Annotated in this window: 26 protein-coding genes; 6 read left to right on the top strand and 20 right to left on the bottom strand. The window is 71.5% G+C overall.

Going from position 1 to position 23,888, the window contains the following annotated elements; all coding sequences use genetic code 11:
- The first annotated feature begins 1 nt into the window (after nucleotide 1).
- Complete coding sequence (gene trpB / locus G6N75_RS05000) at nucleotides 2–1,243, top strand: tryptophan synthase subunit beta (protein ID WP_206202938.1); 1,242 nt, start codon at nucleotides 2–4, stop codon at nucleotides 1,241–1,243.
- The gene (gene trpA, locus G6N75_RS05005) at nucleotides 1,240–2,010 is read left to right on the top strand and encodes a tryptophan synthase subunit alpha (RefSeq protein ID WP_165347219.1); all 771 of its coding nucleotides are present in this window, start codon (nucleotides 1,240–1,242) and stop codon (nucleotides 2,008–2,010) included. Before trpB ends, trpA begins: the two co-directional genes overlap by 4 nt.
- A gap of 51 nt (nucleotides 2,011–2,061) precedes the next feature.
- On the opposite strand, the gene G6N75_RS05010 is transcribed toward trpA, so the two are convergent.
- Both G6N75_RS05010 and G6N75_RS05015 read right to left on the bottom strand, forming a co-directional pair.
- Entirely contained in the window at nucleotides 2,062–2,442 is a 381-nt protein-coding gene (locus tag G6N75_RS05010; RefSeq protein WP_165347222.1) for a DoxX family protein, read from the bottom strand.
- A 40-nt stretch (nucleotides 2,443–2,482) separates the two neighbouring features.
- A complete protein-coding gene (locus tag G6N75_RS05015) occupies nucleotides 2,483–3,337 on the bottom strand; it encodes a pirin family protein (protein ID WP_165347224.1) in 855 nt (284 codons plus the stop codon).
- A gap of 102 nt (nucleotides 3,338–3,439) precedes the next feature.
- On the opposite strand from G6N75_RS05015, the gene G6N75_RS05020 reads away from it, so the two are divergent.
- The gene (locus tag G6N75_RS05020) at nucleotides 3,440–4,327 is read left to right on the top strand and encodes a LysR family transcriptional regulator (protein WP_165347226.1); all 888 of its coding nucleotides are present in this window, start codon (nucleotides 3,440–3,442) and stop codon (nucleotides 4,325–4,327) included.
- Here G6N75_RS05020 and ubiB read toward each other — a convergent pair.
- The 9 genes from ubiB to dapF form a co-directional block, all read right to left on the bottom strand.
- Nucleotides 4,302–5,954, bottom strand: a complete 1,653-nt coding sequence (ubiB, locus tag G6N75_RS05025) for a ubiquinone biosynthesis regulatory protein kinase UbiB (RefSeq protein ID WP_165347228.1) — start codon at nucleotides 5,952–5,954, stop codon at nucleotides 4,302–4,304. The two genes, G6N75_RS05020 and ubiB, sit on opposite strands and share 26 nt — an antisense overlap.
- Nucleotides 5,951–6,532: an SCP2 sterol-binding domain-containing protein gene (locus G6N75_RS05030; protein ID WP_165347230.1), complete on the bottom strand. Its 582-nt coding sequence runs from the start codon at nucleotides 6,530–6,532 to the stop codon at nucleotides 5,951–5,953. Before G6N75_RS05030 ends, ubiB begins: the two co-directional genes overlap by 4 nt.
- Nucleotides 6,532–7,284 carry a bifunctional demethylmenaquinone methyltransferase/2-methoxy-6-polyprenyl-1,4-benzoquinol methylase UbiE gene (ubiE, locus tag G6N75_RS05035; protein WP_165347232.1) on the bottom strand — a complete coding sequence of 251 codons (753 nt, stop codon included), beginning with the start codon at nucleotides 7,282–7,284 and terminating at the stop codon, nucleotides 6,532–6,534. The genes G6N75_RS05030 and ubiE overlap by 1 nt, the downstream gene beginning before the upstream one ends.
- Complete coding sequence (locus G6N75_RS05040; protein ID WP_165347234.1) at nucleotides 7,281–7,658, bottom strand: DUF971 domain-containing protein; 378 nt, start codon at nucleotides 7,656–7,658, stop codon at nucleotides 7,281–7,283. The genes ubiE and G6N75_RS05040 overlap by 4 nt, the downstream gene beginning before the upstream one ends.
- A gap of 95 nt (nucleotides 7,659–7,753) precedes the next feature.
- The gene (gene hslU / locus G6N75_RS05045; protein ID WP_240900948.1) at nucleotides 7,754–9,103 is read right to left on the bottom strand and encodes an ATP-dependent protease ATPase subunit HslU; all 1,350 of its coding nucleotides are present in this window, start codon (nucleotides 9,101–9,103) and stop codon (nucleotides 7,754–7,756) included.
- Nucleotides 9,100–9,633: an ATP-dependent protease subunit HslV gene (gene hslV, locus G6N75_RS05050; RefSeq protein WP_165347237.1), complete on the bottom strand. Its 534-nt coding sequence runs from the start codon at nucleotides 9,631–9,633 to the stop codon at nucleotides 9,100–9,102. Before hslV ends, hslU begins: the two co-directional genes overlap by 4 nt.
- A 31-nt stretch (nucleotides 9,634–9,664) precedes the next feature.
- Nucleotides 9,665–10,573: a tyrosine recombinase XerC gene (gene xerC / locus G6N75_RS05055; protein WP_165347239.1), complete on the bottom strand. Its 909-nt coding sequence runs from the start codon at nucleotides 10,571–10,573 to the stop codon at nucleotides 9,665–9,667.
- Nucleotides 10,570–11,310, bottom strand: a complete 741-nt coding sequence (locus G6N75_RS05060) for a DUF484 family protein (RefSeq protein ID WP_165347241.1) — start codon at nucleotides 11,308–11,310, stop codon at nucleotides 10,570–10,572. The genes xerC and G6N75_RS05060 overlap by 4 nt, the downstream gene beginning before the upstream one ends.
- Nucleotides 11,307–12,179 (bottom strand): diaminopimelate epimerase, encoded by an 873-nt coding sequence (dapF, locus tag G6N75_RS05065; protein ID WP_165347243.1) that lies wholly within the window; start codon nucleotides 12,177–12,179, stop codon nucleotides 11,307–11,309. The genes G6N75_RS05060 and dapF overlap by 4 nt, the downstream gene beginning before the upstream one ends.
- Before the next feature lie 46 nt (nucleotides 12,180–12,225).
- Here dapF and ubiD point away from each other — a divergent pair, with 46 nt between their 5' ends.
- Together ubiD and G6N75_RS05075 are read left to right on the top strand one after the other, a co-directional pair.
- A complete protein-coding gene (gene ubiD / locus G6N75_RS05070; RefSeq protein ID WP_165347246.1) occupies nucleotides 12,226–13,692 on the top strand; it encodes a 4-hydroxy-3-polyprenylbenzoate decarboxylase in 1,467 nt (488 codons plus the stop codon).
- 64 nt (nucleotides 13,693–13,756) lie between these two features.
- Nucleotides 13,757–14,395, top strand: a complete 639-nt coding sequence (locus tag G6N75_RS05075; RefSeq protein ID WP_165347248.1) for a ParA family protein — start codon at nucleotides 13,757–13,759, stop codon at nucleotides 14,393–14,395.
- Nucleotides 14,396–14,422: 27 nt separating this feature from the next.
- Here the strand turns inward: G6N75_RS05075 and G6N75_RS05080 are convergent, their stop codons facing one another.
- Nucleotides 14,423–15,073 (bottom strand): GntR family transcriptional regulator, encoded by a 651-nt coding sequence (locus G6N75_RS05080; RefSeq protein WP_165347250.1) that lies wholly within the window; start codon nucleotides 15,071–15,073, stop codon nucleotides 14,423–14,425.
- Nucleotides 15,074–15,120: 47 nt separating this feature from the next.
- Complete coding sequence (locus G6N75_RS05085; protein ID WP_165347252.1) at nucleotides 15,121–16,044, bottom strand: NAD-dependent epimerase/dehydratase family protein; 924 nt, start codon at nucleotides 16,042–16,044, stop codon at nucleotides 15,121–15,123.
- On the opposite strand from G6N75_RS05085, the gene G6N75_RS05090 reads away from it, so the two are divergent.
- Nucleotides 16,036–17,055 carry a CDP-6-deoxy-delta-3,4-glucoseen reductase gene (locus tag G6N75_RS05090; protein WP_165347254.1) on the top strand — a complete coding sequence of 340 codons (1,020 nt, stop codon included), beginning with the start codon at nucleotides 16,036–16,038 and terminating at the stop codon, nucleotides 17,053–17,055. The two genes, G6N75_RS05085 and G6N75_RS05090, sit on opposite strands and share 9 nt — an antisense overlap.
- 11 nt (nucleotides 17,056–17,066) lie before the next feature.
- Here G6N75_RS05090 and G6N75_RS05095 read toward each other — a convergent pair whose 3' ends face one another.
- From G6N75_RS05095 to G6N75_RS05125, 7 genes are read right to left on the bottom strand one after another with little or no spacing between them, the layout of a single operon-like run.
- On the bottom strand, nucleotides 17,067–18,263 hold the full coding sequence (locus G6N75_RS05095; protein WP_165347256.1) for a heme biosynthesis HemY N-terminal domain-containing protein: 1,197 nt from the start codon (nucleotides 18,261–18,263) through the stop codon (nucleotides 17,067–17,069).
- On the bottom strand, nucleotides 18,264–19,472 hold the full coding sequence (locus G6N75_RS05100; protein WP_165347258.1) for a uroporphyrinogen-III C-methyltransferase: 1,209 nt from the start codon (nucleotides 19,470–19,472) through the stop codon (nucleotides 18,264–18,266).
- Entirely contained in the window at nucleotides 19,469–20,266 is a 798-nt protein-coding gene (locus G6N75_RS05105; RefSeq protein WP_165347260.1) for a uroporphyrinogen-III synthase, read from the bottom strand. The genes G6N75_RS05100 and G6N75_RS05105 overlap by 4 nt, the downstream gene beginning before the upstream one ends.
- Nucleotides 20,267–20,270: 4 nt before the next feature.
- On the bottom strand, nucleotides 20,271–21,188 hold the full coding sequence (gene hemC / locus G6N75_RS05110; protein ID WP_165347262.1) for a hydroxymethylbilane synthase: 918 nt from the start codon (nucleotides 21,186–21,188) through the stop codon (nucleotides 20,271–20,273).
- Nucleotides 21,185–21,913: a LytTR family DNA-binding domain-containing protein gene (locus G6N75_RS05115; RefSeq protein WP_165347264.1), complete on the bottom strand. Its 729-nt coding sequence runs from the start codon at nucleotides 21,911–21,913 to the stop codon at nucleotides 21,185–21,187. The genes hemC and G6N75_RS05115 overlap by 4 nt, the downstream gene beginning before the upstream one ends.
- Nucleotides 21,910–22,992, bottom strand: coding sequence for a histidine kinase (locus tag G6N75_RS05120; protein ID WP_240900949.1), 1,083 nt, complete (start codon nucleotides 22,990–22,992; stop codon nucleotides 21,910–21,912). The genes G6N75_RS05115 and G6N75_RS05120 overlap by 4 nt, the downstream gene beginning before the upstream one ends.
- Before the next feature lie 20 nt (nucleotides 22,993–23,012).
- Nucleotides 23,013–23,888: an NAD(P)-dependent oxidoreductase gene (locus tag G6N75_RS05125; RefSeq protein ID WP_165347266.1), complete on the bottom strand. Its 876-nt coding sequence runs from the start codon at nucleotides 23,886–23,888 to the stop codon at nucleotides 23,013–23,015.

Raw genomic sequence — 23,888 nt, forward strand, 5'->3', positions numbered from 1 at the left:
CATGACGGCAAGGCAGGAACTGGACCCGGCGGCGCAGCTGGAGGCATTGCTCGACGGCCGGCTGCCCGACGCCCGCGGGCGCTTCGGGCCCTGGGGCGGGCGCTACGTGCCGGAGACGCTAGTGCCGGCGCTGGACCGGCTGCAGGCCGGCGTGGCGGCACACCTGCATGCCCCGGAATTCCAGGGGTGCCTCGGCGCCGAGCTGCGCGACTGGGTGGGACGCCCGACCGCGCTGACCCCGGCGCCCCGGCTGTCGGAGGCCTGGGGCGCGGAGGTGTGGCTGAAGCGCGAGGACCTGGCGCATACCGGCGCGCACAAGATCAACAATGCGCTCGGCCAGGCGATGCTGGCGAAGATGCTGGGCGCGCAGCGGGTAGTCGCCGAGACCGGCGCCGGCCAGCACGGCGTCGCCTCCGCGGCGGCCTGCGCGCGGATCGGCCTGCCCTGCCTGGTCTACATGGGCGAGATCGACTGCGAGCGCCAGGCCTTGAACGTGGAGCGCATGCGCCGGCTCGGCGCCGAGGTCGTGCCGGTCACCAGCGGCGACCGCACCCTCCGGGCCGCCATCGACGAGGCGCTGCGCGACTGGGTCTCGGACCCGGAGGGCACGTACTACCTGCTCGGCTCCGTGGTGGGCCCGCATCCCTATCCCTACCTGGTGCGCGAACTGCATGCCGTGATCGGGCGCGAGGCGCGCAGCCAGGTGATTGAGCGCGCCGGGGGGCTGCCGGACCTGGTCGTGGCCTGCGTCGGCGGCGGCAGCAACGCCATCGGGCTGTTCCACGGTTTCCTCGGCGACCCGTCGGTGGAGATCCTCGGCATCGAGGCCGGCGGCCGCGGCGCCGGGCTCGGCGAGAACGCGGCGACCATCAGCTTCGGCCGCCCCGGGGTGTTGCACGGCACCTACTCGCTGCTGTTGTCGGACGACGACGGCCAGATCTACGAGACGGACAGCGTTTCCGCGGGCCTCGATTATCCCGGCGTGGGTCCGGAGCACGCCTTCCTGCACACCATCGGCCGGGTGCGCTACGAGTACGCCGGCGACGTTGACGCGCTCAACGCGCTGGACGAGTGCTGCGAACTGGAGGGCATCCTGCCGGCGCTGGAGACGGCGCATGCCTTCGCCGGCGCGAAGCGCTGGGCGCGGGACAACCCGGGCAAGCGCATCCTGCTCGGGCTCTCCGGCCGCGGCGACAAGGACATGCCGACGCTGGCAAGGTTTCCCAAGGGAGGCGCGCGATGAAGCCCCACGAGCAGGTCAGCGCCGCCATCCGCGCCGCGGGCGAGGAAGGGCGCACGGCGCTGGTCGCCTTCATCACCGCCGGCTACCCCGACAAGAACGCCTTCTGCCAGACCCTGGCCGAGGTGGCGCAGGCCGCCGACGTGGTCGAGGTGGGCGTGCCTTTCAGCGATCCCATGGCCGACGGCCTCACCATCCAGCGCGCCAGCCGCGGCGCCATCGAGCAGGGCGTCACCCTGTCGTGGATCCTCGGCGAGATCGAGGCCATGGCGCCGAAGCCGGCCGCGCCGGTGGTGCTGATGAGCTATCTCAACCCGCTGCTGGCCATGGGCTACCAGCGGCTGGCCGAGCGGGCGGTGGCGGCCGGTGTGGCCGGCTTCATCGTGCCGGACCTGCCGCTGGACGAGAGCGAGCCGCTGGACGAGGCCCTGGCCGCCCGGGGCCTGGCGCTCATTCACCTGGTCAGCCCGGTGACGCCGCCGGCGCGGGTCGCAGCTGCGGCCCAAGCGACGCGCGGGTTCCTCTACGCCGTCAACATCACCGGGATTACCGGCGGCGCCAAGGCGGCCGGCGAGGGGCTGAAAGACTATCTCGCCGGCGTGGCGGCGCAGTCGCCGGTGCCGGTCTGCGCCGGCTTCGGCGTGCGCAGCGCGGCGCAGGTGCGCGAGCTGGGGCAGGTGGTGCCGGGCGTGATCGTGGGCTCGGCGCTGGTCGAGGCGCTGGAGCGGGGCGAGGCGCCGGGCGAATTCCTCGGCGCGCTGCGCAGCTGAGCAGGGCGGTGGCCCGGCAGGCCCGCGAGCCTGCCGGGCAGCCTCGAGGTTTCAGCGCCGGCGCGCGTCCAGCGAGTACCGGCCGGCGCCGTGAACCACGAGCAGCAGGAAGCCGCCGGCGATGGCCAGGTTCTTCAGGAACTGCGTCTGCTCGTTGGGATCCAGCGGGCTGTGGAAAATGAGCCCGCTGAGGAACGAGAAGCCGGCCAGCAGGAACGCCACCAGGCGGGTGCGATAGCCCACCGCGATGGCGATGCCGCCGACCAGTTCGAGGGCGATCACCAGCGGCAGCAGCACGCCGGGCACGCCCATCGAACTCATGTAGCCGGCCACGCCCTCGTAGCTGCCGATCTTGCCGAAGCCGGCGATGATGAACAGCGCCGCGAGCGCCAGGCGCGCCGCCAGCTGGATCCAGGGGTTCAGTTTGTCCATGGGTTCTCTCCTGGTTGGAGGTCAGTTCGTGGTTTCTTGATCAATGGCGGGGCGCCACGAGCGCGCCCGTCTGGTAATCGAGAATGGCCTGGCGGATTTCCTCCGGCGTGTTCATCACGAAGGGGCCGTACTGCACGATCGGCTCGCCCAGCGGCCGGCCGGACAGCAGCAGCATCCCGGCGGGCTCCTCGCCGGCCTGCAGCGTGATCGGCCCGGCATCGTGGAGCACCGCCATGCGGCCGCTCTCCAGGCCGTCCAGCTGGTCGATGCCAGCGCCAATGCTGACGGCGCCGGCATAAGGCCGCACCAGCGCCCGGTGGCCGGCCGGCGGGGCCCACTGGTAGCGCCCGCCCGGCGCCAGCTGCAGGTCCAGCACCACGGCTTCGCAGGCCGGGTGATCGATCGGCGAGACCAGCTCGCCGTGCCGACCCGCCAGCACCCGCAGGCGCCCGGCCTCGAGTTCCTGCACGGGCAGCTCGGCGGCCTCCGCCTGGGCATAGTCCGGCTCCTGCAGCTTCGTCGCCGCCGGCAGGTTGATCCACAGCTGGAAGCCGTGGATCCTGCTCTCTTCCGGCAGCGGCATCTCGGAGTGGATCACGCCGCGCCCGGCGGACATCCACTGCGCCCCGCCGGAGCGGATCGCCGCCCGGTGGCCCATGTGGTCCTGGTGCTCGAAGCCGCCGTCGAGCATGACGGTCAGCGTCTCGATGCCGCGATGGGGGTGGGGCGGAAAGCCGGCCACGAAGTCGTCGCGCTGGTCGGAGCGGATCTCGTCCAGCATCAGGAACGGGTCCATGTCGTGCTGGCCGCGGCCCACGGTGCGCAGGATCCGCACGCCGGCGCCGTCGGAGGCGGGCTGGCCGGTGAGTACCTGGCGAATGCGTCTGGCAGTCATGTGCATCTCCCGAAGGATCAGTTGTCGATGGGCGCTACGTTAAATTCGACTTGATCGAAGATAAACAGCAAAATATCGCGAGTTCTTTTCGAGTAATTAGAAATGAGGCCCCGGGTTACCCTCGAACAGTGGCGCATGCTCCAGGCCGTGGTCGACCACGACGGCTACGCCGGCGCGGCCGAGGCCCTGTCCAAGTCGGTCTCCACGGTCAGCTACGGAATCCGCCGGCTGGAGGCCGGCCTGGGCGTGGCGCTGCTCGAGATGCAGGGGCGTCGGGCGGTGCTGACGACGGCCGGGCGGGAGCTGCTGCGGCGTTCCCGTTACCTGCTCGACGAGGCGCTGGCGATCGAGCGGGCCGCCGGCATGCTCGCGAAGGGCTGGGAGCCCGTGGTGCGCCTGGCGGTCGAGGTGATCTTTCCCCAGGAGCGGCTGCTCGCCAGCCTCGATGCCTTCGCCAGCGTCACCGGCACCACGCGGGTGGAGCTGATCGAGAGCGTGCTCTCGGGCACCAACGAGCAGCTCGTGGCGGGCAAGGCCGACCTCGCGATCACCGCGATGGTGCCGCAGGGGTTTCTCGGCGAGCCGCTTACCACCGTCGAGTTCATCGCCGTGGCGCATCCGGAGCATCCGCTGCACGCTCTCAGCCGGCCGCTGACCCAGCGCGACCTGCGCCAGCACCGCCAGCTGGTGGTGCGGGACTCGGGCCTGCGGGAGCCGCGGGACGCGGGCTGGCTCGGCGCGGAGCAGCGCTGGACGGTCAGCCACCTGGCGACCTCGGTCGAGGCCGTGGCGCGCGGCATGGGCTTCGCCTGGCTGCCGCGGCACCGGATCGCCGGGCTGCTGGCGGACGGGCAGCTCCAGCCCCTGCCGCTGGCCGAAGGCGCGCTGCGGCACGTCGAGCTCTACCTGGTGTTCGCCGACCGGGAAGACGCCGGGCCGGCGGCCCGGGCACTGGCGGATTGCCTCAGGCGGAGCTGCCCGGCCGACTGAAGAGCAGCACGGCCAGGCCGGCGGCGAGCAGCGCCCAGCCGGCGGGCAGCGGCGCGGCCTCCAGTCCCAGCCACAGCACGCCCGCGAGCAGCAGCGCCCCGCCCGCGGTCACCCGCCAGCGCTCGCGCCGGCCGCGTGCGAGTTCGGCCCGCAGCGGCTCCAGGCCCGGGTGCTTCACCTCCACCTGCAGCTTGCCGCTGGCGGCCTGCTGCAGGATGGCGTGCACAGCCTGCGGCAGTTCCTGGATGGTTTCGCCGACCTCGGGCAGCTGCTCGCGCAGACGCTCGACGATGGCCCGCCCGCTGACCCGCTCGCGCATCCATTCCTCGAGGATCGGCTGCGCGGTCTCCCACAGGTCGAGGTCGGGGTAGAGTTCGCGGCCCAGGCCCTCGACGTTGAGCAGGGTCTTCTCCAGCAGGATCAGCTGCGGCTGCACCTCCATGTCGAACTGCCGCGCGACGGTGAACAGCCGCACCAGGAACTGGCCGAAGGAGATGTCTTTCAGCGGCTTGTTGAAGATCGGCTCGCACACCGTGCGAAAGGCCGACTCGACCTCGTCGATGCGCGTGTCCGGCGCCAGCCAGCCCGACTCCACGTGCAGCCGCGCCACCCGCTGGTAGTCGCGCTTGAAGAAGGCCAGGAAGCTTTCGGCCAGGTACTGCTGGTCGCTGGCGCTGAGGCTGCCGACGATGCCGAAGTCCACCGCGATGTACTGCGGGTTTGCCGGGTTGTCGACGTTCACGAAGATGTTGCCCGGGTGCATGTCGGCGTGGAAGAAGTTATGCCGGAACACCTGGGTGAAGAAGATCTCGACGCCGTTGGCGGCCAGGCGGTGCATGTCGACACTCGCCTCGCGCAAAGTGTCGGTCTGGCCGATGTTGATGCCGTAGATGCGTTCCATCACCAGCACGGTCGGGCGGCACCAGTCCCAGTAGACTTCGGGGACGAACAGCAGCGACGAGCCCTCGAAGTTGCGTTTCAGCTGGGCCGCGTTGGCCGCCTCGCGCATCAGGTCGAGCTCGTTCATCAGGGTGTGGTCGAACTCCCGCACCACTTCGCGCGGACGGAGGCGGCGGCCTTCCGGCCAGTAGCGCTCGGCCAGCGCCGCCAGCGCATGCAGCACCTCCAGGTCGCGCCGGATCTGTGCCCGTACGCCGGGACGCAGCACCTTGACGATGGCCTCGCGGCCGTCAGTCAGGCGGGCGGTGTGGACCTGGGCGATGGAGGCCGCCGCCAGCGGCTCGTCGTCGAAGCGCTCGAACAGCTCGGTGAGCGGGCGGCGATAGGCGGCGGCGAGCTGGCGGTGGGTCTCCTCGGCGGGAAACGGCGGGACGCGGTCCTGCAGTTTCGCCAGCTCGTCAGCGATCTCGCGCGGCAGCAGGTCGCGCCGGGTGGAAAGTGCCTGGCCGAACTTGACGAAAATCGGACCCAGCTCGACCAGCGCCTCCCGCACGCGAACGCCCACCGGCTGCGCCCGCGCCGCCCGGCTGACGCCGAGGCCGGGGATGCGACGCAGCCAGGCCACGGGGCGGAACAGGTGGGTGGCGGCGACCAGTTCGTCCAGGCCATGCTTCAACAGCACGCGCTGGATGTGCAGCAGGCGCCACAGCTGGCGCGGCCGGATCACCCCGCCTGCTCCAGCCGCTGCAGCCGCGCCTCGAGCCGGGCCATGTCCTCGGCCAGCTGGTCCACCGCATCGAGGAAGGCCTCGACCTCGGCGCGCGCCGGCAGGTCGCGGCTCTCTTCCTGCAGGTATTCGGCCGTGGTGCGGGACAGCCGGTCGGCTGCGTCGAGGCCCCAGCCGCCGAGGCCGCGGACGAAGTTGCCGACCTGGCGCGCGGCCACGTCGCCGACCAGCCGCGCCAGCTCTTCCTCGAAGTCCGGCGCCGCGATGGCGATCAGGTCACGGAAGTCCCGGGCCACCAGCGGATCCCCGCTGATGCGCACGGCGCGGCTGCGCAGCAGGCTCTCGTCGCCGCTCATGCCGAGGCGCAGGAGCGCGCCCGGCGAGCCGGCCAGGGTGGCATCCGGTGTCACGTCGTCGGCGAGTTCCACCTGCTCCTCGCGGGCCAGCAAGGTCAGGCCGAGGTCGAGCCCGTCGAGCTCGATGCGGAAGCTGCGGCCGTCGAGCTCGCGGCAGCGCCGGGTGGCGTCGGTGGACCGCCGGATGCCGCGATTGAGCAGGCTGGCCAGCGGCCCGAACATCAGTACTTCCAGCCGCGGTGCAGGGCTACGATGCCGCCGGTGAGGTTGTGGTAGCGGCAGTCCTCGAAGCCCTGCGCCGCCATCATGTCCCGCAGCGTGTCCTGGTCGGGATGCATGCGGATGGATTCCGCCAGGTAGCGGTAGCTGTCTTCGTCGCCCGCCACCACCTTGCCGATGGCCGGCAGCACGCGGAAGGAATACACGTCGTAGGCCGGCGCCAGCGCCGGGACGGGGCGGGAGAACTCCAGCACCAGCAGCTGGCCGCCGGGTTTCAGCACGCGGTACATCTCGCCCAGCGCCGTCTCCTTGTGGGTGACGTTGCGCAGGCCGAAGGCGATGGTGACCACGTCGAAGGACTCGCTGCCGAAGGGCAGGCGCTCGGCATCGGCCAGGCAGTACTCCACCCGGTCGCCGGCCAGGCCGCGGTCGAGCAAGCGCTCGCGGCCGCGCGCCAGCATGGCCTCGTTGATGTCGGAGAGGACGACCTTGCCGCCGGGCGCCACGCGCGGCGCCATCAGCGCCGCCAGGTCGCCGGTGCCGCCGGCCAGGTCCAGCACTTCCATGCCGGGCCTCAGCCCGGCTTTCTCGATCGTGAAGCGCTTCCAGACCCGGTGGATGCCGAGCGACATCAGGTCGTTCATCAGGTCGTAGCGCGAGGCCACGGAATCGAAGACGCCGCGCACCTTGCGGGCCTTCTCCGTGACCGGCACCTCGCTGAAGCCGAAGTGCGTGGTGTCCTTGTCGGCGCTCATCCGGCCGGGACTTCCTTGCGCTTGTAACCGACTTCCTCGCAGCGCTTCAGGTAGGTGGCCCAGTTCTCGTCGTAGTTGCTGCCGAGCCAGTGCAGGTAGGACCAGGAGAACAGCCCCGAGTCGTGCTTGTCGTCGAAAATCAGCTTCACGGCGTAATTGCCGACCGGCTCGATGGCGGCGATGCTCACCTTCTCCTTGCCGACCAGGGTCACGGCCTGGCCGGGCCCGTGGCCCTGCACTTCCGCGGAGGGCGAGAACACCCGCAGGTATTCGCAGGGCAGGTTGAAAGAGGTGCCGTCCTCCCAGTCCACCTGGAGCACGCGCGACTTGCGGTGCATGCGGATCGCGGACGGCGTCGGGGTTTCAGCGCTCATGGCGTCACCTGGCTGGGGCCGGACAAGACCGCCATTTTAACTGATTGCGCGTGGGGACTGTCCCCAGGACCGGTCCTGGGGACAGTCCCCACAGCTCAGAGGATATAGCGCGAGAGGTCCTCGTCCGCGGCCAGTTCGCCGAGCGCCTCGTCCACGTAGGCGCCGTCGATGACGACCTCCGCGCCCTCGCGGTCGGCGGCCTCGTAGGAGATCGCGTCCAGCAGCCGCTCCAGCACCGTATGGAGGCGCCGCGCGCCGATGTTCTCGGCCTGCTCGTTGACCTGGTCGGCGATCTCGGCGATGCGCCGGATACCGTCGTCGGTGAAGCGGAGCTGCACGCCCTCGGTCGCCAGCAGGGACTGGTACTGCACCGTCAGCGAGTGGTCGGGCTCGGTGAGGATCCGGACGAAATCGTCGGCCTTCAGCGCGTCCAGCTCCACCCGGATCGGGAGGCGGCCCTGCAGCTCGGGGATGAGGTCCGAAGGCTTCGCGAGGTGGAAGGCGCCGGAGGCGATGAACAGGATGTGGTCGGTGCGCACCATGCCGTAGCGGGTGCTGACGGTACAGCCCTCCACCAGCGGCAGCAGGTCGCGCTGCACGCCCTCGCGCGACACGTCCGCGCCCGAACCCATGCCGCCCTCGCGGCGGGTGACCTTGTCGATCTCGTCGATGAACACGATGCCGTTCTGCTCGACGTTGGCGATCGCCTTGAGCTTGATCTCCTCGTCGTTGACCATCTTGGCGGCTTCCTCGTCCACCAGCAGTTTCATGGCGTCGCGCACCTTGAGCTTGCGCGGCTTGCTGCGCCGGCCCATGTTGCTGAACAGGCCCTGGAGCTGGTTAGCCATCTCCTCCATGCCCGGCGGCGCCATGATATTCACGCCCGCCGGCGCGGCGCTGACCTCGACCTCGATCTCCTTGTCGTCGAGCCGGCCCTCGCGCAGCATCTTGCGGAACTTCTGCCGGGTCTCGGCGCCCCGCGCGGCCTCGCCCTCTTCGCCCCTGGCCTCCCAGCCGGAGCTCGTCCCGGGCAACAGGGCGTCCAGCACCCGCTCCTCGGCGGCGTCCTCGGCCCGGTGGCGGACCCGGTCCATTTCCTGCTCGCGGGTCATCTTCACCGCCGCATCGGCCAGGTCGCGCACGATGCTGTCGACCTCGCGCCCGACGTAGCCGACCTCGGTGAACTTGGTGGCCTCCACCTTGATGAAAGGCGCGCGCGCCAGCTTCGCCAGGCGCCGCGCGATCTCGGTTTTGCCCACGCCGGTGGGGCCGATCATGAGGATGTTCTTCGGCGTGATCTCCGAGCGCAGGGGCTCGTCGATCTGCATGCGGCGCCAGCGGTCGCGCAGGGCGATGGCCACGGCCCGCTTGGCCGCCTCCTGGCCGACGATGTGCTTGTCGAGTTCCTGCACGATCTCGCGCGGTGTCATCGGCGTGCTGCTCATGACAGGGTCTCGATGGTCAGGTTGCGGTTGGTGTAGACGCAGATGTCGGCGGCGATGCCGAGCGCCTTGTCGACGATGGCCGGCGCGTCGAGCTCGGTGTTCTCCAGCAGCGCGCGGGCGGCAGCCTGGGCGAAGGGCCCGCCCGAGCCGATCGCCATCAGGTCGTTTTCCGGCTCGATGACGTCGCCGTTGCCGGAGATGATGAAGCTCTTGTCCCGGTCGGCGACGCACAGCAGGGCCTCGAGCCGGCGCAGCATGCGGTCGGTGCGCCAGTCCTTGGCCAGTTCGATGGCCGCGCGGGTCAGGTTGCCGTGCTGCTGCAGCTTGGCTTCGAAGCGCTCGAACAGGGTGAAGGCGTCGGCGGTGCCGCCGGCGAAGCCGGCCAGCACCTTGCCGTCGTAGAGCCGGCGCACCTTGCGCGCGTTGCCCTTCATGACGGTGTTGCCCATGGACACCTGCCCGTCGCCGCCCACGGCGACGACACCGTTGCGACGCACGGACAGGATGGTGGTGCCGCGAAACTGGTCCATCTTGGCTCCGGAGTTCGGGTGGGTCGGCGCCTCAGCGGCGCTTGCGCGCCCGCGGGTGCGCCTGGTCATAGATGCGGGCTAAATGCTGGAAATCAAGATGGGTGTAGATCTGGGTGGTGCTGATGTCGGCGTGGCCGAGCAACTCCTGCACCGCGCGCAGGTCGCCGCTGGACTCCAGCAGGTGGGTGGCGAAGGAGTGGCGGAAGGTGTGCGGGCTGACGCCCTGGGGGAGGCCGAGGCGCCGGGCCCAGTATTCGACCCGGGCCTGGATATTCCGTGTCGATAGCGGGCGGCCGATGCGGCTGATGAACAGCGCGCTGGTCGGCTCCTTCTCGAGTTGCGGCCGGACTTTGAGCCAGTCGCGCAGGGCCGCGCGGGCCTTGGTGCCGACCGGCACGATGCGGGTCTTGGCGCCCTTGCCGGTGACCCGCACGGTGCCCTCCTCGAGGTCGATCGAGGTGGCTTCGAGGGTCGCCAGTTCCGCCAGCCGGAGACCGGAGGAATACAGCAGTTCCATGATCGCCCGGTCGCGCGTGGCGATCGGGTGGTCGCCACGGATGTCCAGCAGCCGTCCCATGGCGTCGGCATCCAGCGTGGCGGGCAGCCGCCGCGGGGCCTTGGGCGCGGTGACGTCCGCTCCCGGGTTGGCGTCCACCACCCCTTCGCGCAGCAGGAAGGCAAACAGGTTGCGTACCGCTGCCAGCCGGCGCTGGATGCTGCGCGGGGCCTGGCCGCGCCGGTGCAGCCGGGCCGCGAAGGAGCGCACGTGGCCGCTGTCGACCTCGGCCCAGCCCGGCACCTCGGCGTTGCAGAGGAAGGTGTAGAGGGCCTCGATATCGCGATGGTAGTTCTTCACCGTCAGCGCCGACAGGCGGCGCTCGTAGCGCAGGTGGTCGAGCCACCGCTCCAGCCAGAGCCGCTCGGGGCCCGCTGTCGTCATGCGCCGCCGGCAGCCCGCGACTGCCGCTGGCGGACGGCGGCCAGCGCGGCGGAGGCCAGGTCGCCGATCCGCGCCAGGAAGTCGGTGCTCATGGTCGGATTGAAGCGATGCGGGTCGCTGCTGCCGATCGCCAGCATGCCCAGCTCGCAGCCCGCGCCCAGCGGCACCATGGCGACCGAGGCGATGACGGCGCTTTCGCCGGGGAAGAGGAAATCGCGCTGCACGTCGCGGATGCGGCCGCAGCGGGGCTTGGCCTGCTGCATGAAGGTGCCGAAAGCGAGCAGCTCACTGCTGCCACGGCGGGCATGGCGCAGGAAGCGGCCCCCCTCCGGCGGCAGCGGCTCGTCGCTGCCGTAGAACAGGACCACCACGGCCTCGTGCGCGCCGAAGTCCTCGCGCAGCCCGGCCTCCAGGGCCGCGAGCACGGCTGCCTGGTCGCCGGCCCGGAGCAGGCGGATGGCCAGGGCGTGGATCTTGTCCGAGAGCGTCGAATTGTCGCGCGCCACCTGCACCAGTTCGCGCAGGCGCCGCTCCAGGCCCCGGTTCTTGTCCTGCAGCACGCTGACCTGGCGCTCGACCAGCGAAACCGTGGCGGCGCCGCTGTGATGGGGCAGGCGCAACTGCTCCAGCAGGCCGGCATGGCGCTCGAAGAAGTCGGGATTCTCCGACAGGTAGTCCGCGACGCCCTGGTCGTCGCCCGCAGTGGCGGCTTCGCCGCTGTGCTCTGTGCTGCTCACAATTCGATGCTTCCTTCGAACACTTTCCTGGACGGCCCGCTGAGCCAGACTGGTTGTCCGCGCCCCTGCCACTCGACGACCAGTCGTCCCCCCGGCAGGTCGACGCTCACCCGGGAGTCTACCCTGCCCGCGTCCCGCAGTACCGCCACGGCGGCGCAGGCGCCCGTGCCGCAGGCCTGCGTCTCGCCGCAGCCGCGCTCCCAGACCCGCAGGCTGACATGTCCCCGGTCGCGAAGCTCGGCAAAGCCGACATTCACGCGGCGCGGAAAATCCGGGTGCGTCTCGAGCGCCGGCCCGAGCTCCGCGACGGGCGCAGTGGCGGCGGGGCCGAGGCCCAGCTCGTCCAGTACCAGCACGGCGTGTGGATTGCCCATGGACACGGCCCCGACCTCGACCTGGCGCCCGGCAGCCCGGAGCACGTAACGGGGCGCCTCGGCGCGGGCCGCCAGCGGGATGGCGGCGGGAGCGAAGTCGGGCACGCCCATGGCCACGGCGGCCTCGCCGCCGCGCACGCAGGCCTCGACCTGCCCGCCGGCGCTGTGCATGCGGAACGAGGTGCTGCCGGGCGCCAGCTCTGTTCCCCACAGCAAGGCCAGGCAGCGCGCGCCGTTGCCGCACTGCTCGACCTCGCCGCCGTCGGCGTTCCAGATGCGGTAACTGAAGGCGGTGTCGGCGTCCGGGGCGGGCCCGATGACCAGCAGCTGGTCGCAACCGATGCCCTCGCGCCGGTCGGCGAGCCGCCGCGCCAGCGCGGCGTCGGGAACAAAGGGCGCGCCGCGGGCGTCGACGACCACGAAGTCGTTGCCGGCGCCCGCCATCTTGTGGAAGTGCAGGCGAGGCGGAGCGGCGCTGGCGGCTGTTTGGCTCATGACTGGGGCGCAATTATAGTGGGCGCGCCGCAACCAGGGTGCTGGGATGAAATATACCGACCTCAGGGACTTCATGCGCCTGCTCGAGGAGCAGGGCGAACTCAAGCGCATCCGCGCGCCGGTGAGCCCGGTACTGGAGATGACCGAGATCTGCGACCGCACCCTGAAGCGCGGCGGTCCGGCGCTGCTGTTCGAGCAGCCCAGGGGCTTCGACATGCCGGTACTCGGTAATCTCTTCGGCACGCCGCGGCGCGTGGCGCTGGGCATGGGGCAGGACTCGGTCGAGGCGCTGCGCGAGGTCGGCAGGCTGCTGGCCTTCCTCAAGGAGCCCGACCCGCCCAAGGGCATGCGCGACGCCTGGGAGAAGCTGCCGATCTTCCGCCAGGTGCTGAACATGGCGCCGAAGACGGTGCGCTCGGCGGCCTGCCAGCAGAACTTCGTCGCGGGTCCGGACGTGGACCTGGAGAAGCTGCCGATCCAGACCTGCTGGCCCGGCGACGCGGGCCCGCTGCTGACCTGGGGGCTGGTCGTCACGCGCGGGCCGGAACGACCGCGCCAGAACCTCGGCATCTACCGCCAGCAGCTGATCGGCAGGAACAGGCTCATCATGCGCTGGTTGTCGCACCGGGGCGGCGCGCTGGACTTCCGCGACTGGCAGCAAAAACATCCCGGGCAGCCGTTCCCGCTGGCGGTGGCGCTGGGCGCGGACCCGGCGACCATCCTCGGAGCGGTGACGCCGGTGCCGGATACCCTTTCGGAGTACGCCTTTGCCGGACTGCTGCGCGGCGGGCGGACCGAGGTGGTGAAGTGCTCGCACGCCGATCTCGAAGTGCCGGCCAGCGCCGAGATCGTGCTGGAGGGTCATCTCCATCCCGGCGACACCGCGCCCGAGGGGCCGTTCGGCGACCACACCGGCTACTACAACGAGGTGGACGAGTTCCCGGTCTTCACCGTGGACCGCATCAGCTGGCGCGACAACCCGATCTACCACAGCACCTACACGGGCCGGCCGCCGGACGAGCCGGCCGTGCTCGGCGTGGCACTGAACGAGGTGTTCGTGCCGATCCTGCAGAAGCAGTTCCCGGAAATCGTGGACTTCTACCTGCCGCCCGAGGGCTGCTCCTACCGCATGGCGGTGGTGAGCATGAAAAAGCAGTACCCGGGCCACGCCAAGCGCGTGATGCTCGGCATCTGGTCCTTCCTGCGCCAGTTCATGTACACCAAGTTCGTGGTGGTCACGGACGACGACGTCGACGTGCGCAACTGGCAGGACGTGATCTGGGCCATGACCACGCGCATGGACCCGGCGCGCGACACGGTGATCATCGAGAACACGCCGATCGACTACCTGGACTTCGCCTCGCCGGTGTCCGGGCTGGGCTCCAAGATCGGCTTCGACGCCACCAACAAGTGGCCGGGCGAGACGCAGCGGGAATGGGGCCGGCCGATCAGCATGGACCCCGAGGTCAAGGCCCGGATCGATGCGCTCTGGCCCGAGCTGGGTATCGACTGAAGTAAACATAATCCGGGCCGCTGGTGGTACGCTTGCGGCCGCCCACAGACGCAGGGAGAGGTTCATGCGGCATATCCTGGTAATGAATCCGAAGGGCGGTTGCGGCAAGAGCACCGTCGCCACCAATCTCGCGAGCTGGTACGCCACGCGCGGCCGGCCGGTCGCGCTGGCGGACTTCGACCCCCAGCGCTCGAGCCTCGACTGGGCCGGGCTGCGGCCGGCGGATGCTCCGCCGATCACGGCCGTGGCGGGCTTCGAGGACGGGCTGCGCGGCGTGCCGCGCAGCGCCGACGTAGTGGTGATCGACGCCCCGGCGCGGGCCCATGGCCGGGAGCTGAACGAACTGGTCCGGCGGGCCGAGACGGTGCTGGTGCCGGTGCTGCCGTCGGCCATCGACATGCGGGCCGCCGCCAACTTCATCACCGAGCTGCTGGAAGTGGGTCGCGTGGCACGCCAGCAGGCGAAGATTGCGGTGATCGCCAATCGCATCAAGGAACACACGGTGAGCTTCGACGAGCTGGACGCCTTCCTGCGCAAGCTGGGCGTGCCCTACGTCGCGACGCTGCGTGATGCCCAGAATTACGTGCGCGCTTACGCCCGCGGCCTCGGCGTGTTCGAACTGCCGCCATACCTCGCCTGGCAGGACTGGGAGCAGTGGGCGCCGCTGACGGACTGGCTCGACAGCGCCGCCAGCCGTCCCTGACCGTCTCCGGGCGGCCGGCGCGGCGGACTAGGCGGCGTGGCCGCCCTGGATCCAGGCGGTGACGACCCGGATGCCGCCGACCCAGTGGCGCAGGACAGCTTCGGCTGCCTGGTCCACTTCGCCCCGCGCCAGCAGGCGCGCGATTTCCGCGTGCTCGCTGCGCGCCTGCTCGACGTCCCGGGCGCTGCGCTCCCAGCTGCCGGCGTAGGGGCGCAGGCGGGCACGCACCCGCTCCAGCAGCTGCCCCAGTTCCCGGTTCGGATTCCGGCTCACCAGGGTCTGGTGCCAGCGCCGGTCCAGGTCGGCACGCTGCATGGGGCTGAGATGGACCGAGCCCAGCCGCTCATTGAGGGCCTCGAGCTGTGACGCGAGTTGTGGGGCCTGGGGCCCGCTGAGGCGCACCGCCAGTCCCTCGAGCGCGCCGACGACGGGGTGGAGGTTCCGCACCCGCTCGGCCGACAGCTTGGGGACCCGGAAGCCGCGGCGGGGGATCGCTTCCACCAGGCCGTCACTGGCCAGGCTGGTGAGGGCCTCGCGCAGCGGCGTGCGGCTGACGCCGAGCGCCCGGCTGATCCGCTCCTCTTCGAGCCGCTGCCCGGGCGGCAGGCGGCCATCGGCCAGCCAGTCGAGCAGCTCCTCGCGGACCTGGTCACGCAGGTTCGAACGCTGGATAGCCATGGGAGCGCTCCTTCAGCTTGGAAATACTGTGGATTGTATACCGTATTTCACAGCTGGGGACTGTCCCAAGGACCGGTCCCTAGGCTGGCGGCGATGCCGGCCTCGAGCGAATCGTAGCGCGGGGTGAAACCCAGTTCCGTCCGCATCCGGCTCGTATCCACCCGCCGGCTCTCAACCAGGAACCCGCGCATGGCCGGGGATACCATCGCGAGCAGCTCTTCCAGGGGCACCTCCGGAGGCGGGGGCAGGCCGGCCGCTGCCGCCACCGCACGGCAGTACTCGGTCGTGCTGGCATGGTTGCCGTCGCCCACGTTGAACACCCGGCACAGCCCCTGGTAATCGGCGGCCGCCAGGCAGGCGGCGGCGAGATCATCGACATGAATCCGGTTGCCCGGCCCGGCGTCGCCAGTCCGCACGATGGGCGCCCCCTGCCGGATCCGCTCCAGTGGCAGGCGGCCGGGGCCATAGATGCCGGGGACGCGCAGGATGCGCAGCGGCACCCCGCGTTCCCCGGCCCAGGCCAGCAGCGCCTGCTCGGCGTCGAGCCGGCGCCGGCCCCGGATTGAACCCGGCGCCGGCGACGTCTCTTCGTCCACCACTGCGCCGCCGGTGTCGCCGTAGACCCCGGTGGTGCTGAGGTAGACTAGAACCCGCGGCAAAGCCGGCAGGCCGGCAAGGAAAGCACGCAGCCGGGGATCCGTGTCGGCCGTGTCGGGTGGTGGCGCCATGTAGACCACCGCCCGGTCCCGGCACTGCTCCGGCGCCAGTCGGGCGTCGGCGCGATCGAGATCGAGCCGCACGGCGGGAATCCCGAGCGCGCGCAGGCCGGCGAGGCTTTCATCCGAGCTCGCCGTGCCGACGAAGTCGCGGTCCCGGGCCCGACAGATTTGCCACAGGCGGCGGCCGGTGTAGCCGCAGCCCACCACGGTCAGGCCGGCGGGAGCGGCCGCGGGAAGTTCTGCATGACTCATCGCGTCAGATTACAGCCAGGCGGCGAAACCTTCGAGGTTCTCGACGAGGAGTCCGTGCTCGCCGCGGGGCTGCGGGCCGGCTTGCACCTGCCGCACAGCTGCCGGGGCGGCAGCTGCGGTGCATGCGAGGCGCGAGTGCTCAGGGGCGAGCTGCGCTACCCCAACGGCCTGCCGCCCGGCATCACCGCCGACGAGGTGGCGGCCGGGCGCGCGCTGTTGTGCCAGGCGCGCGCCTGCAGCGATCTCGAGCTGGAGGCGCGGGCCCTCGAAGTGCCGGAGGAGGTGCGCATCCGCCGGCTGCCCTGCCGGGTCGAGAAGCACGAGCGCCTGTGCCACGACGTCGTGCGGATGGCGGTGAAGCTCCCGGCGCTCGACCCCTTCGTCTTCCTGCCCGGCCAATACGTCGACTTCCTGCTGCATGGCGGGCGCCGGCGCAGCTATTCCATCGCCAGCCCGCCGCACCAGCCTGAACGGCTCGAGTTCCACGTCCGTCGTGTCGCGGGCGGCGAGTTCACGACCCAGGTGTTCGAGGAGATCGACGCCCGCTCGCTGCTGCGGCTCGAGGGGCCGCTGGGCGGGTTCTGGCTGCGCGAGGACAGCGGGCGCCCGCTGGTGATGGTGGCGGGAGGTACGGGCTTCGCGCCCATCAAGTCGATGCTGGCGCACCTGCGCCATGCCGGGGCGGTGCAGCCGGTCCGGCTCTACTGGGGCGTGCGCCGGCCGCGGGACCTCTACGAAGGGGACCTCGTGGCGCAGTGGGCGGCGGAGCACGACTGGCTGGAGTTCATCCCGGTGATGTCCGAGGCCTTGCCGGAGGATGCGTGGACGGGGCGGACCGGCTGGGTGCACCAGGCGGTGCTGGAAGATTACCCCTCGCTGGCCGGCGTGGACGTCTACGCGGCCGGTCCGCCGCCGATGATCGCCGTGATCCAGGAGCTGTTCCCGGCCCGCGGATTGCCCCAGGGACGGCTGTTCTTCGATTCTTTCGAGTTCTCCAGCCCGGCGGACTGAACGCCGCCGCCTCAGCCAGCGGCGGATCGGGGCGCGGCCAGCGCGGGCGTGTCGCCGGCGGCCGCGGCCAGGCCCTTGCGAAACGCCTCGGAGGCGGCACCGGACTCGCCCAGCTGCACCAGCAGCTCGCCATAGATGCGCCAGGTTTCCGGCCGCGGCCGGATTGCGAGGCTGGTCTCGAGATAGCTGCGCGCCTTGCCCCACAGCTCGTTCTTCAGGCACAGCCGCCCGCAGGCCAGCAGCAGCTCGGCATCCTCGGGCCGCTGGGTGAGCCACTTCTCCAGAACCGCCAGCTGGGCCGCCGGGTCCTTGGTCTCGAGGCGGCCGTAAAGCCCTACCAGCTGCGGCGCCCACTCGGATTTCAAAGCCTTGCGCAGCACGGCCTCTGCCTCTCCGGCGAGCCCGAGCTGCGCCGCGCGGCGGGCATAGGCCTCGATGAGCTCCGGTCGCTGGCGCAGCCGGCGCGCGCGGCTTTTCCATGCGGCTTCCAGCGCGGCCGCATCGCCCGCCTTCTCCAGGGCCGCGCGGGCGGCGCGGACCTCGAGCTGTTGCAGGGCCTCGTCGTCGAGCACTTTCGCGCTGCGCAGGCGCGGCAGCAGGGCCTCCAGCCCCTGCCAGTCGCGCAGCTGTTCCAGCGCGCGCGCCTGGAGCGTCAAGCCGCGCGGGTGGGCCGGGCTGGTCTGCTCGAGCCGCTGCAGCGTCGCCAGCGCTTCTTCCAGCTGGCCGCTGTCCAGCTGCAGCTCCGCCTGCGTCAGCAGCACCGCGGGCGTGGCGGCCGGGTCGGCCTCGTAAGCCAGCCGCAGCCACTCGTCGCGCCGGTCCACCGCCGCCTGGTGCTGGGCCGCCCGCGCGGCGGAGAGGTAGCCGGCCAGGGACGCAGGCCCGCGCGCGGCGCGCCCGAGCAGCCGCTCGCCGCGGCTCCACTGGCCTTCGGCGATGGCAGCGAAAGCCTGGTCCAGGTGGCGCTGGGTCCGGCGGGCACGGTACTCGCCGACGGCCTCGCCCATGCGCCGCGGGGCGCGGACGAGCCAGATGACCAGCCGCACGGCCGCGTAAAGCAGGAGCAGTGCGATCACCAGTCCCGGCACGGAGGTTTCCACGGTCCAGCCGCGGATGTCGATCAGCACGTAACCCTGGTCCCCGAGCAGCCAGTGCGCGCTAATCGCCCCGAGGGCGAGCGCCACCAGCAGGAGGATGCCCCAGCGCATCTAGTTTCCGGTCCCCACGCCGCGCAGCAGCGCCAGCGAGCGAGAGATCTCCGGCCACTGCGGCTCGATATCGCGCTGCTGCAGCTCTTCGACGGCAGCGAGCACGGCAGCCACCGCCGGGTCGCCGGCCTCGAAGTACTCGACCAGCGCAGCCCGGGCGCTCGCCAGCCCGGCCGCATAGTTGGCGCTGTCGCCCGCCAGCACGGCGAGCCGGGCGCTCTTCAGGTCGAGTTCGACGTTGCGGTAGAGAAAGAACGACTCGTCCGGGGCCAGCAGGGGCGCCGCGGGCTGGTCGCTGCGCCGGACCCTGAACAACCCGGCAGCGGCGCCGCGCACCCGGGCCACGAACCGTTCCCACCCGCTGGCCGCAATCTCGTCGCCCGGCGCGCCGTCGACGGGCGGCGGCGCCAGGCTGCCCCGCAGCGGCAGGCCCTCGATACGATCGGCCAGGCTGGCAAGGCGCATGGCGATGCCGGCATGGTCGATCCCCGCGACGGCCTCGACCGCCGCGATTTCGTCGTTGACGGCCGCCCGCACCTCGGCCAGCGCCGGCTCGTCCATGCGGGCGATACGCCGGTCGGCTTCGCGCAGCGCCGCCAGCGCGATGCGCGGGTTGTCCGCCAGGTGCAGCTCCCGGTCCGCCAGCAGCAGCAGGTACTCCAGTTCCGCCAGCGAGGGGGCGCGCGCCGGGCCGGCGTCCACCTGCGCCAGTGATTCGAGGCGCTCGCGGACCGCCGCCACCTGTCGTTGCACCTGCTGTTCCAGGGTCGCGACGGCCCGGCCGCGCTCCGCCTGGGCGTCCTCCAGGGCGGCGAGCCGACGACGCAACGCATCTTCTTCGGCGCGAAGCTCCGCCAGCTCGCCGGCAGTCTCGGCTGCGCGCGTAGCAGCCGCCGCCCTTGCGGTCTGCGCCTCTTGTTGCAGCCAGTAGAGGTAACCGGCGCCGCCGGCCGCCGCCAGTGCGACCAGCAATGCCAGCAGCGCCACGCCGCCGCCGCGCCGTTCGCTGCGGCCGGTTTCGGGCCGCGGATCGCGGGGCGGGGGCGGAGGTGGGGGGGCCGTCGTGTCGCCCAGCAGGGGGGAAGATTCGGGGGCCTCGGCGGCTTCGGGGCCGGGTTCGGCCGGGGCGCTGCTCTCGGCACTCTCGGTGTCGGGCGCTTTCGAGCCGATGGCGTCGTCCCTGGGTTCGTCAGTCCGGGAATCGTTCATTCCTTCGCTCCCGTCCGGTCTGTCGCCAGGGCCGCATGCCAGCGGGCGATGGCCTCGGCGAGGCTGTGGTCGTCGGGCCCGTCCGCCAGGATCCGGTCGGCGTCGTGGCCCCACTCTGTCGCAATTTGTAACACACGCTCGCTCACGGTCACCAGCGGCGTCCGCCGGATCAATGCCTCGCCCTCGCGTCCCAGCATGCCGCACAGGTTGTGGAACACGTCGCCGCTGGTGGCGGTGAAAACGTGGATCTCGCCCCCGGCCCAGCGGTCGAGGATGATCTGGCGGCGGTCCGGGTCCAGCGTGGCCTGCGCCCGCCGGTAGACGTCGAGGAAGCGCACCCGAGCGCCGCGCTCCTTCAGCCCCGCCGCCAGGGCCTCGCGCCCCCCCTCGCCGCGGATGATGAAGACCCGGACGCCGGCGAGATTCTCCAGCTCGGGCTGCGCCAGCAGGTCTTCGGACGTGAATCCGGCCGGGCGCACGTCCGGCTGCAGCCCGAGCTCGGCCAGGGCCTTGGCGGTGGAGGGCCCGATGGCCGCGATGCGCGGGCGCGGCTGCGGCAGGTACCGGGCGCCCCAGGCGACGGCATTGCGGCTGGTGAAGACCACCAGGCCGCCGGCCGGCACGGTAGACAGCTCGGCCAGCTCGGAGGTGTCGGGCTGGACCGGCTGGATATTGATGCTGGGCATGAGGATGGCCTCGCCGCCCCGCGACTCGATCGCCTGCACGAGGTCCTCGCCCAGCCCCTGGGGCCGGGTGACCAGCACTGTCACGCCGCGGAGGCTGGTCGCCGTCATCCGCTCAGCGGTCCTGGAGCAGCGCTGCCGCTCCGCGGTCGAAGAGGTCCTGCGCCAGCGCCGCGCCGATGGCCGCGGCCTCGCTCGCCGGGCCGCGCCGCTCCCCGCGCAGGACGGAGGCGCCGTCATGCGTCGCGACCAGGCCGCGCAGCCACAGCTCATCGCCCTCGATCACGGCGAACCCGGCCACCGGCGATTCGCAGCTCGCGCCCAGCCCCCCGGCAAAGGCCCGCTCCGCGTCGACGCACCGGCGCGTGTCCGGGTGCTCGAGCGCGGCCACCAGGGTCGCCACCTCCGCGTTGCTGTCCAGCGCTTCGATGCCGACGGCGCCCTGGCCCACGGCCGGCAGCGATACCTCGCAGGGCAGGAAGCCGGCGATCCGTTCGGCCAGGCCGAGCCGCTTGAGGCCGGCCGCCGCCAGCAGGATGGCGGCGAAGTGGCCGTGATCCAGCTTGCGCAGCCGCGTCTCGACATTGCCCCGCACCGGCTCGACCGCCAAATCGGGGCGGGCGTGGCGAAGCTGGGCCTGCCGCCGCAGGCTCGAGGTGCCGACGACGCCGCCGGCGGGGATGTCGGCGATATTGAGGTAGTCGGCCGACACCAGCGCATCCCGCGGGTCCTCGCGTTCCAGCACGGCGGCGATCCCGAAGCCGGCCGGCATCTCGGCCGGGACATCCTTCATGGAGTGCACGGCGATATCGGCCCGTCCTTCCAGCATCGCGGTCTCGAGTTCCTTGATGAACAGGCCCTTGCCGCCGATCTTGGCCAGCGTGGTGTCCAGGATCTGGTCGCCCTTGGTGGTCATGGGCACGAGTTCCACGGTCAGGCCGGGATGGTGGCGGCACAGTTCGGCGGCGACGTGCTCCGCCTGCCACATGGCGAGCCGGCTCTCCCGAGTCGCGATCCTGATGGTCCTGTTCATCCCGACTGTATCCTCCTGCGCAGCTCCGGCGCGTGCCGGCGGCTGACTGCCAATGGTTCCGCGACGCCCTCGATCCGCACGACCAGCTGGCCGCCCTCGCCCCGTTCGATTGCCGCCAGGTGCCGGAGCGCCACCAGCGCGTTACGGTGGATGCGCACGAAATCGTCCGCGAACTCGCTCTCGAGGTCCTTCAGGGACTCGTCGATCAGGTCCCTGCCGGCCTCATGGTAGACCGTCACGTACTTCTGGTCGGCCTGGAAAAACCGAATTGTATCAACCGGGATCAGTTGCAGCGCGTCGCCGAGCCGGGCGGCGATGCGTTGCCGGCGCGCGCCGGCGCCGGGGCCCAGCGCATCGAGCTGCGGCCGGGTGAGCCGCGCGGCCCGGGCCAGCGCGGCTGCGAGGCGCTCGCGGCGCACGGGCTTGAGCAGGTAGCCGACGGCCTGGGCCTCGAAGGCCTCGATGGCGAAGGCGTCGTAGGCGGTGACGAAGATCACGGCCGGCGGGGCCTCGAGCGCGGCGAGGTGCCGGGCGGCTTCGAGTCCCTGCATCCCCGGCATCCGGATGTCCAGCAGCACCACGTCCGGCTGCAGCGCCACTGCTTCGCTCAGGCAGGTCTCGCCGCTGTCCGCCTCGCCGACGACCTCGTGCTCGCCCATCTTGGCCAGCAGCGCGCGCAGGCGATCACGCGCCAGGGCCTCGTCGTCGACCAGCAGGATCCTCACGGCTGCTCCTCAGCCGGGAATCGCAGCACCACGCGGTAACTCTCTCCCTGCGGGCCGGCTTCTACCGAGGCCCGCGTGCCCCAGGCCAGCTCGAAACGCTGGCGCAGGTTGTCGAGTGCGATCCGGTTGCCCTCGCGCGGCCCGCCGTTGCCGCCTGCGCCGGCGGGCAGGGGATTCTCGATCGACAGCTCGACGATGCCATCGACGCAGCGGCCGGTGATGATTACGGTGCCGCCGCCCGGCCGGGGCTCGATGCCGTGGTAGATCGCGTTCTCCAGCAGCGGCTGAACCGACAGGGCGGGAATGCGGGCGCGGGTCGGCAGGTCCTCGAGGCGCCAGCGGACCTGGAGCCGCTCGCCGAGCCGGTGCTGCTCGACGCGCTGGTAGGTGCGCGAGAGCTCCAGTTCCTCCCGCAGGGTGACGGTGCTGGCGGCGTCCGACAGCGAGGCGCGGAACAGGTCGGCAAGGTCTTCCACCGCTTCTTCGGCCCGGGCCGGGTCGCTGCGGGTCAGCGCGGCGATGGTGTTCATGCTGTTGAACAAAAAATGCGGCCGCATGCGCGCCTGCAGCGCGCGGATGCGCGAACGCGCTTCTTCGCGGACCTGGCGCCGCCACTGGGCGGTGACCCAGAAATAGCGCAGCAACAGCCCCGTGAAGATGGCCGCAATCGCCAGGTTGGCGAGCAGGAACTCGGACAGTGCCCCGGGTTCGCCGCCGAGCAGCACCGGCATGCCCTGCCAGTTGCCGGCCAGCCACCAGGCGCCGACCGATACCAGCGACACCGCCAGCAGCACGATGGCCAGGGCCGCGGTGCTGGTGGCGACGGGTCCCCGCCCGGCGAACAGCCGCCGCGTCCAGCACAGCAGCGCGGCCGACAGCAGGGTGCACCAGAGCAGGAACAGGGAAATGCGGCCGAGCGCGTCCCAGAACCGGTCGCTCGATTCGTAGCGGGCCAGCGCCAGCAGGATCGCCACCAGCTGCGCCAGCAGCACGACCGCCAGCGCTACTCGCGCGGAGCAGAAATCGGGCAGGAAGGGCCCGTCGCTGGGGCGGGCCTGGCGTGACTCGTGCGGCTCCATGGGGGTCGCGCTGGCGCGACTCAGTCGTCGCTGGCGTCGAACATATCCGATTTCAGGCGGAAAAGCGCGGAGATGTCCTCGTCGGCGCTGGGCGCGGGCAGCCGCGCGTAGTGCAGCAGCGTCATCTCCACCACGGGCAGCTTCACGCCCAGCTCGGCGGCCATGCGGCGGCAGATCTCCAGGTCCTTGGCGTGCAGCCCGACCTTGAAGCCCAGTGGATACTCGCCCCGGATCATGGTCGGTCCGCGCCGCGACAGGAACCAGTTGCCGGCCGCGCCCTGTTCGAGCGCCGTGATCAGTCGGTCCATCGGCAGGCCCTGGGCCCGGCCGAAGGCGAGGGCCTCGGTGACGGCCTGGTTGATGCCGGCGACCATGATCTGGTTGGTGGCCTTGGCGGCCTGGCCGGCGCCGACCGGGCCCAGGTGCACGATACTGCCGCCCATCGCTTCCAGCGCCGGGCGCGCCGCGGCCAGGTGGGTTTCGTCGCCGCCGACCATGATCGACAGCGTGCCGGCCGCGGCGCCCTCGGTGCCGCCGCTCACCGGGCAGTCGAGAAAGCCCGCGCCGACGGCCGCGAGTTTGGCCGCGGCGGCGCGCGCGGTGGCGGCGGCGACGGTCGAGCAGTCCACCACCACGGCGCCTGCCGGCAGGGCCGGCGCCACGGCATCGATCACCTCGAGCAGGTCGTCGTCGGCGGAGACGCAGGTCACCAGCACGTCGCAGCCCGCCGCGAGTTCGGCGGGGTTGGCCGCGGCCGTGGCGCCGGTCTCGGCCGCCAGGGCTTCCGCCCTGGCGCGGGTGCGGTTCCAGGCGCCGACCAGCAGCCCGGCGCGATGGAGGTTGAGCGCCATGGGAAGGCCCATGGCGCCGAGGCCGATGAAGCCGACGCGCAGCAT

The sequence above is a fragment of the Thioalkalivibrio sp. XN8 genome, from assembly GCF_011058255.1.
In the GTDB taxonomy this organism is placed as follows: Bacteria; Pseudomonadota; Gammaproteobacteria; order Steroidobacterales; family XN24; genus XN24.

Bases quoted from the DNA above. Each gene is read 5' to 3' on its own strand.
- trpB (WP_206202938.1), top strand. From the start codon at position 2: ATGACGGCAAGGCAGGAACTGGACCCGGCGGCGCAGCTGGAGGCATTG.
- trpA (WP_165347219.1), top strand. From the start codon at position 1,240: ATGAAGCCCCACGAGCAGGTCAGCGCCGCCATCCGCGCCGCGGGCGAG.
- G6N75_RS05010 (WP_165347222.1), bottom strand. From the start codon at position 2,442: ATGGACAAACTGAACCCCTGGATCCAGCTGGCGGCGCGCCTGGCGCTC.
- G6N75_RS05015 (WP_165347224.1), bottom strand. From the start codon at position 3,337: ATGACTGCCAGACGCATTCGCCAGGTACTCACCGGCCAGCCCGCCTCC.
- G6N75_RS05020 (WP_165347226.1), top strand. From the start codon at position 3,440: ATGAGGCCCCGGGTTACCCTCGAACAGTGGCGCATGCTCCAGGCCGTG.
- G6N75_RS05030 (WP_165347230.1), bottom strand. From the start codon at position 6,532: ATGTTCGGGCCGCTGGCCAGCCTGCTCAATCGCGGCATCCGGCGGTCC.
- ubiE (WP_165347232.1), bottom strand. From the start codon at position 7,284: ATGAGCGCCGACAAGGACACCACGCACTTCGGCTTCAGCGAGGTGCCG.
- G6N75_RS05040 (WP_165347234.1), bottom strand. From the start codon at position 7,658: ATGAGCGCTGAAACCCCGACGCCGTCCGCGATCCGCATGCACCGCAAG.
- hslU (WP_240900948.1), bottom strand. From the start codon at position 9,103: ATGAGCAGCACGCCGATGACACCGCGCGAGATCGTGCAGGAACTCGAC.
- hslV (WP_165347237.1), bottom strand. From the start codon at position 9,633: ATGGACCAGTTTCGCGGCACCACCATCCTGTCCGTGCGTCGCAACGGT.
- xerC (WP_165347239.1), bottom strand. From the start codon at position 10,573: ATGACGACAGCGGGCCCCGAGCGGCTCTGGCTGGAGCGGTGGCTCGAC.
- dapF (WP_165347243.1), bottom strand. From the start codon at position 12,179: ATGAGCCAAACAGCCGCCAGCGCCGCTCCGCCTCGCCTGCACTTCCAC.
- ubiD (WP_165347246.1), top strand. From the start codon at position 12,226: ATGAAATATACCGACCTCAGGGACTTCATGCGCCTGCTCGAGGAGCAG.
- G6N75_RS05075 (WP_165347248.1), top strand. From the start codon at position 13,757: ATGCGGCATATCCTGGTAATGAATCCGAAGGGCGGTTGCGGCAAGAGC.
- G6N75_RS05080 (WP_165347250.1), bottom strand. From the start codon at position 15,073: ATGGCTATCCAGCGTTCGAACCTGCGTGACCAGGTCCGCGAGGAGCTG.
- G6N75_RS05090 (WP_165347254.1), top strand. From the start codon at position 16,036: ATGACTCATCGCGTCAGATTACAGCCAGGCGGCGAAACCTTCGAGGTT.
- G6N75_RS05085 (WP_165347252.1), bottom strand. From the start codon at position 16,044: ATGAGTCATGCAGAACTTCCCGCGGCCGCTCCCGCCGGCCTGACCGTG.
- G6N75_RS05095 (WP_165347256.1), bottom strand. From the start codon at position 18,263: ATGCGCTGGGGCATCCTCCTGCTGGTGGCGCTCGCCCTCGGGGCGATT.
- G6N75_RS05100 (WP_165347258.1), bottom strand. From the start codon at position 19,472: ATGAACGATTCCCGGACTGACGAACCCAGGGACGACGCCATCGGCTCG.
- G6N75_RS05105 (WP_165347260.1), bottom strand. From the start codon at position 20,266: ATGACGGCGACCAGCCTCCGCGGCGTGACAGTGCTGGTCACCCGGCCC.
- hemC (WP_165347262.1), bottom strand. From the start codon at position 21,188: ATGAACAGGACCATCAGGATCGCGACTCGGGAGAGCCGGCTCGCCATG.
- G6N75_RS05120 (WP_240900949.1), bottom strand. From the start codon at position 22,992: ATGGAGCCGCACGAGTCACGCCAGGCCCGCCCCAGCGACGGGCCCTTC.
- G6N75_RS05125 (WP_165347266.1), bottom strand. From the start codon at position 23,888: ATGCTGCGCGTCGGCTTCATCGGCCTCGGCGCCATGGGCCTTCCCATG.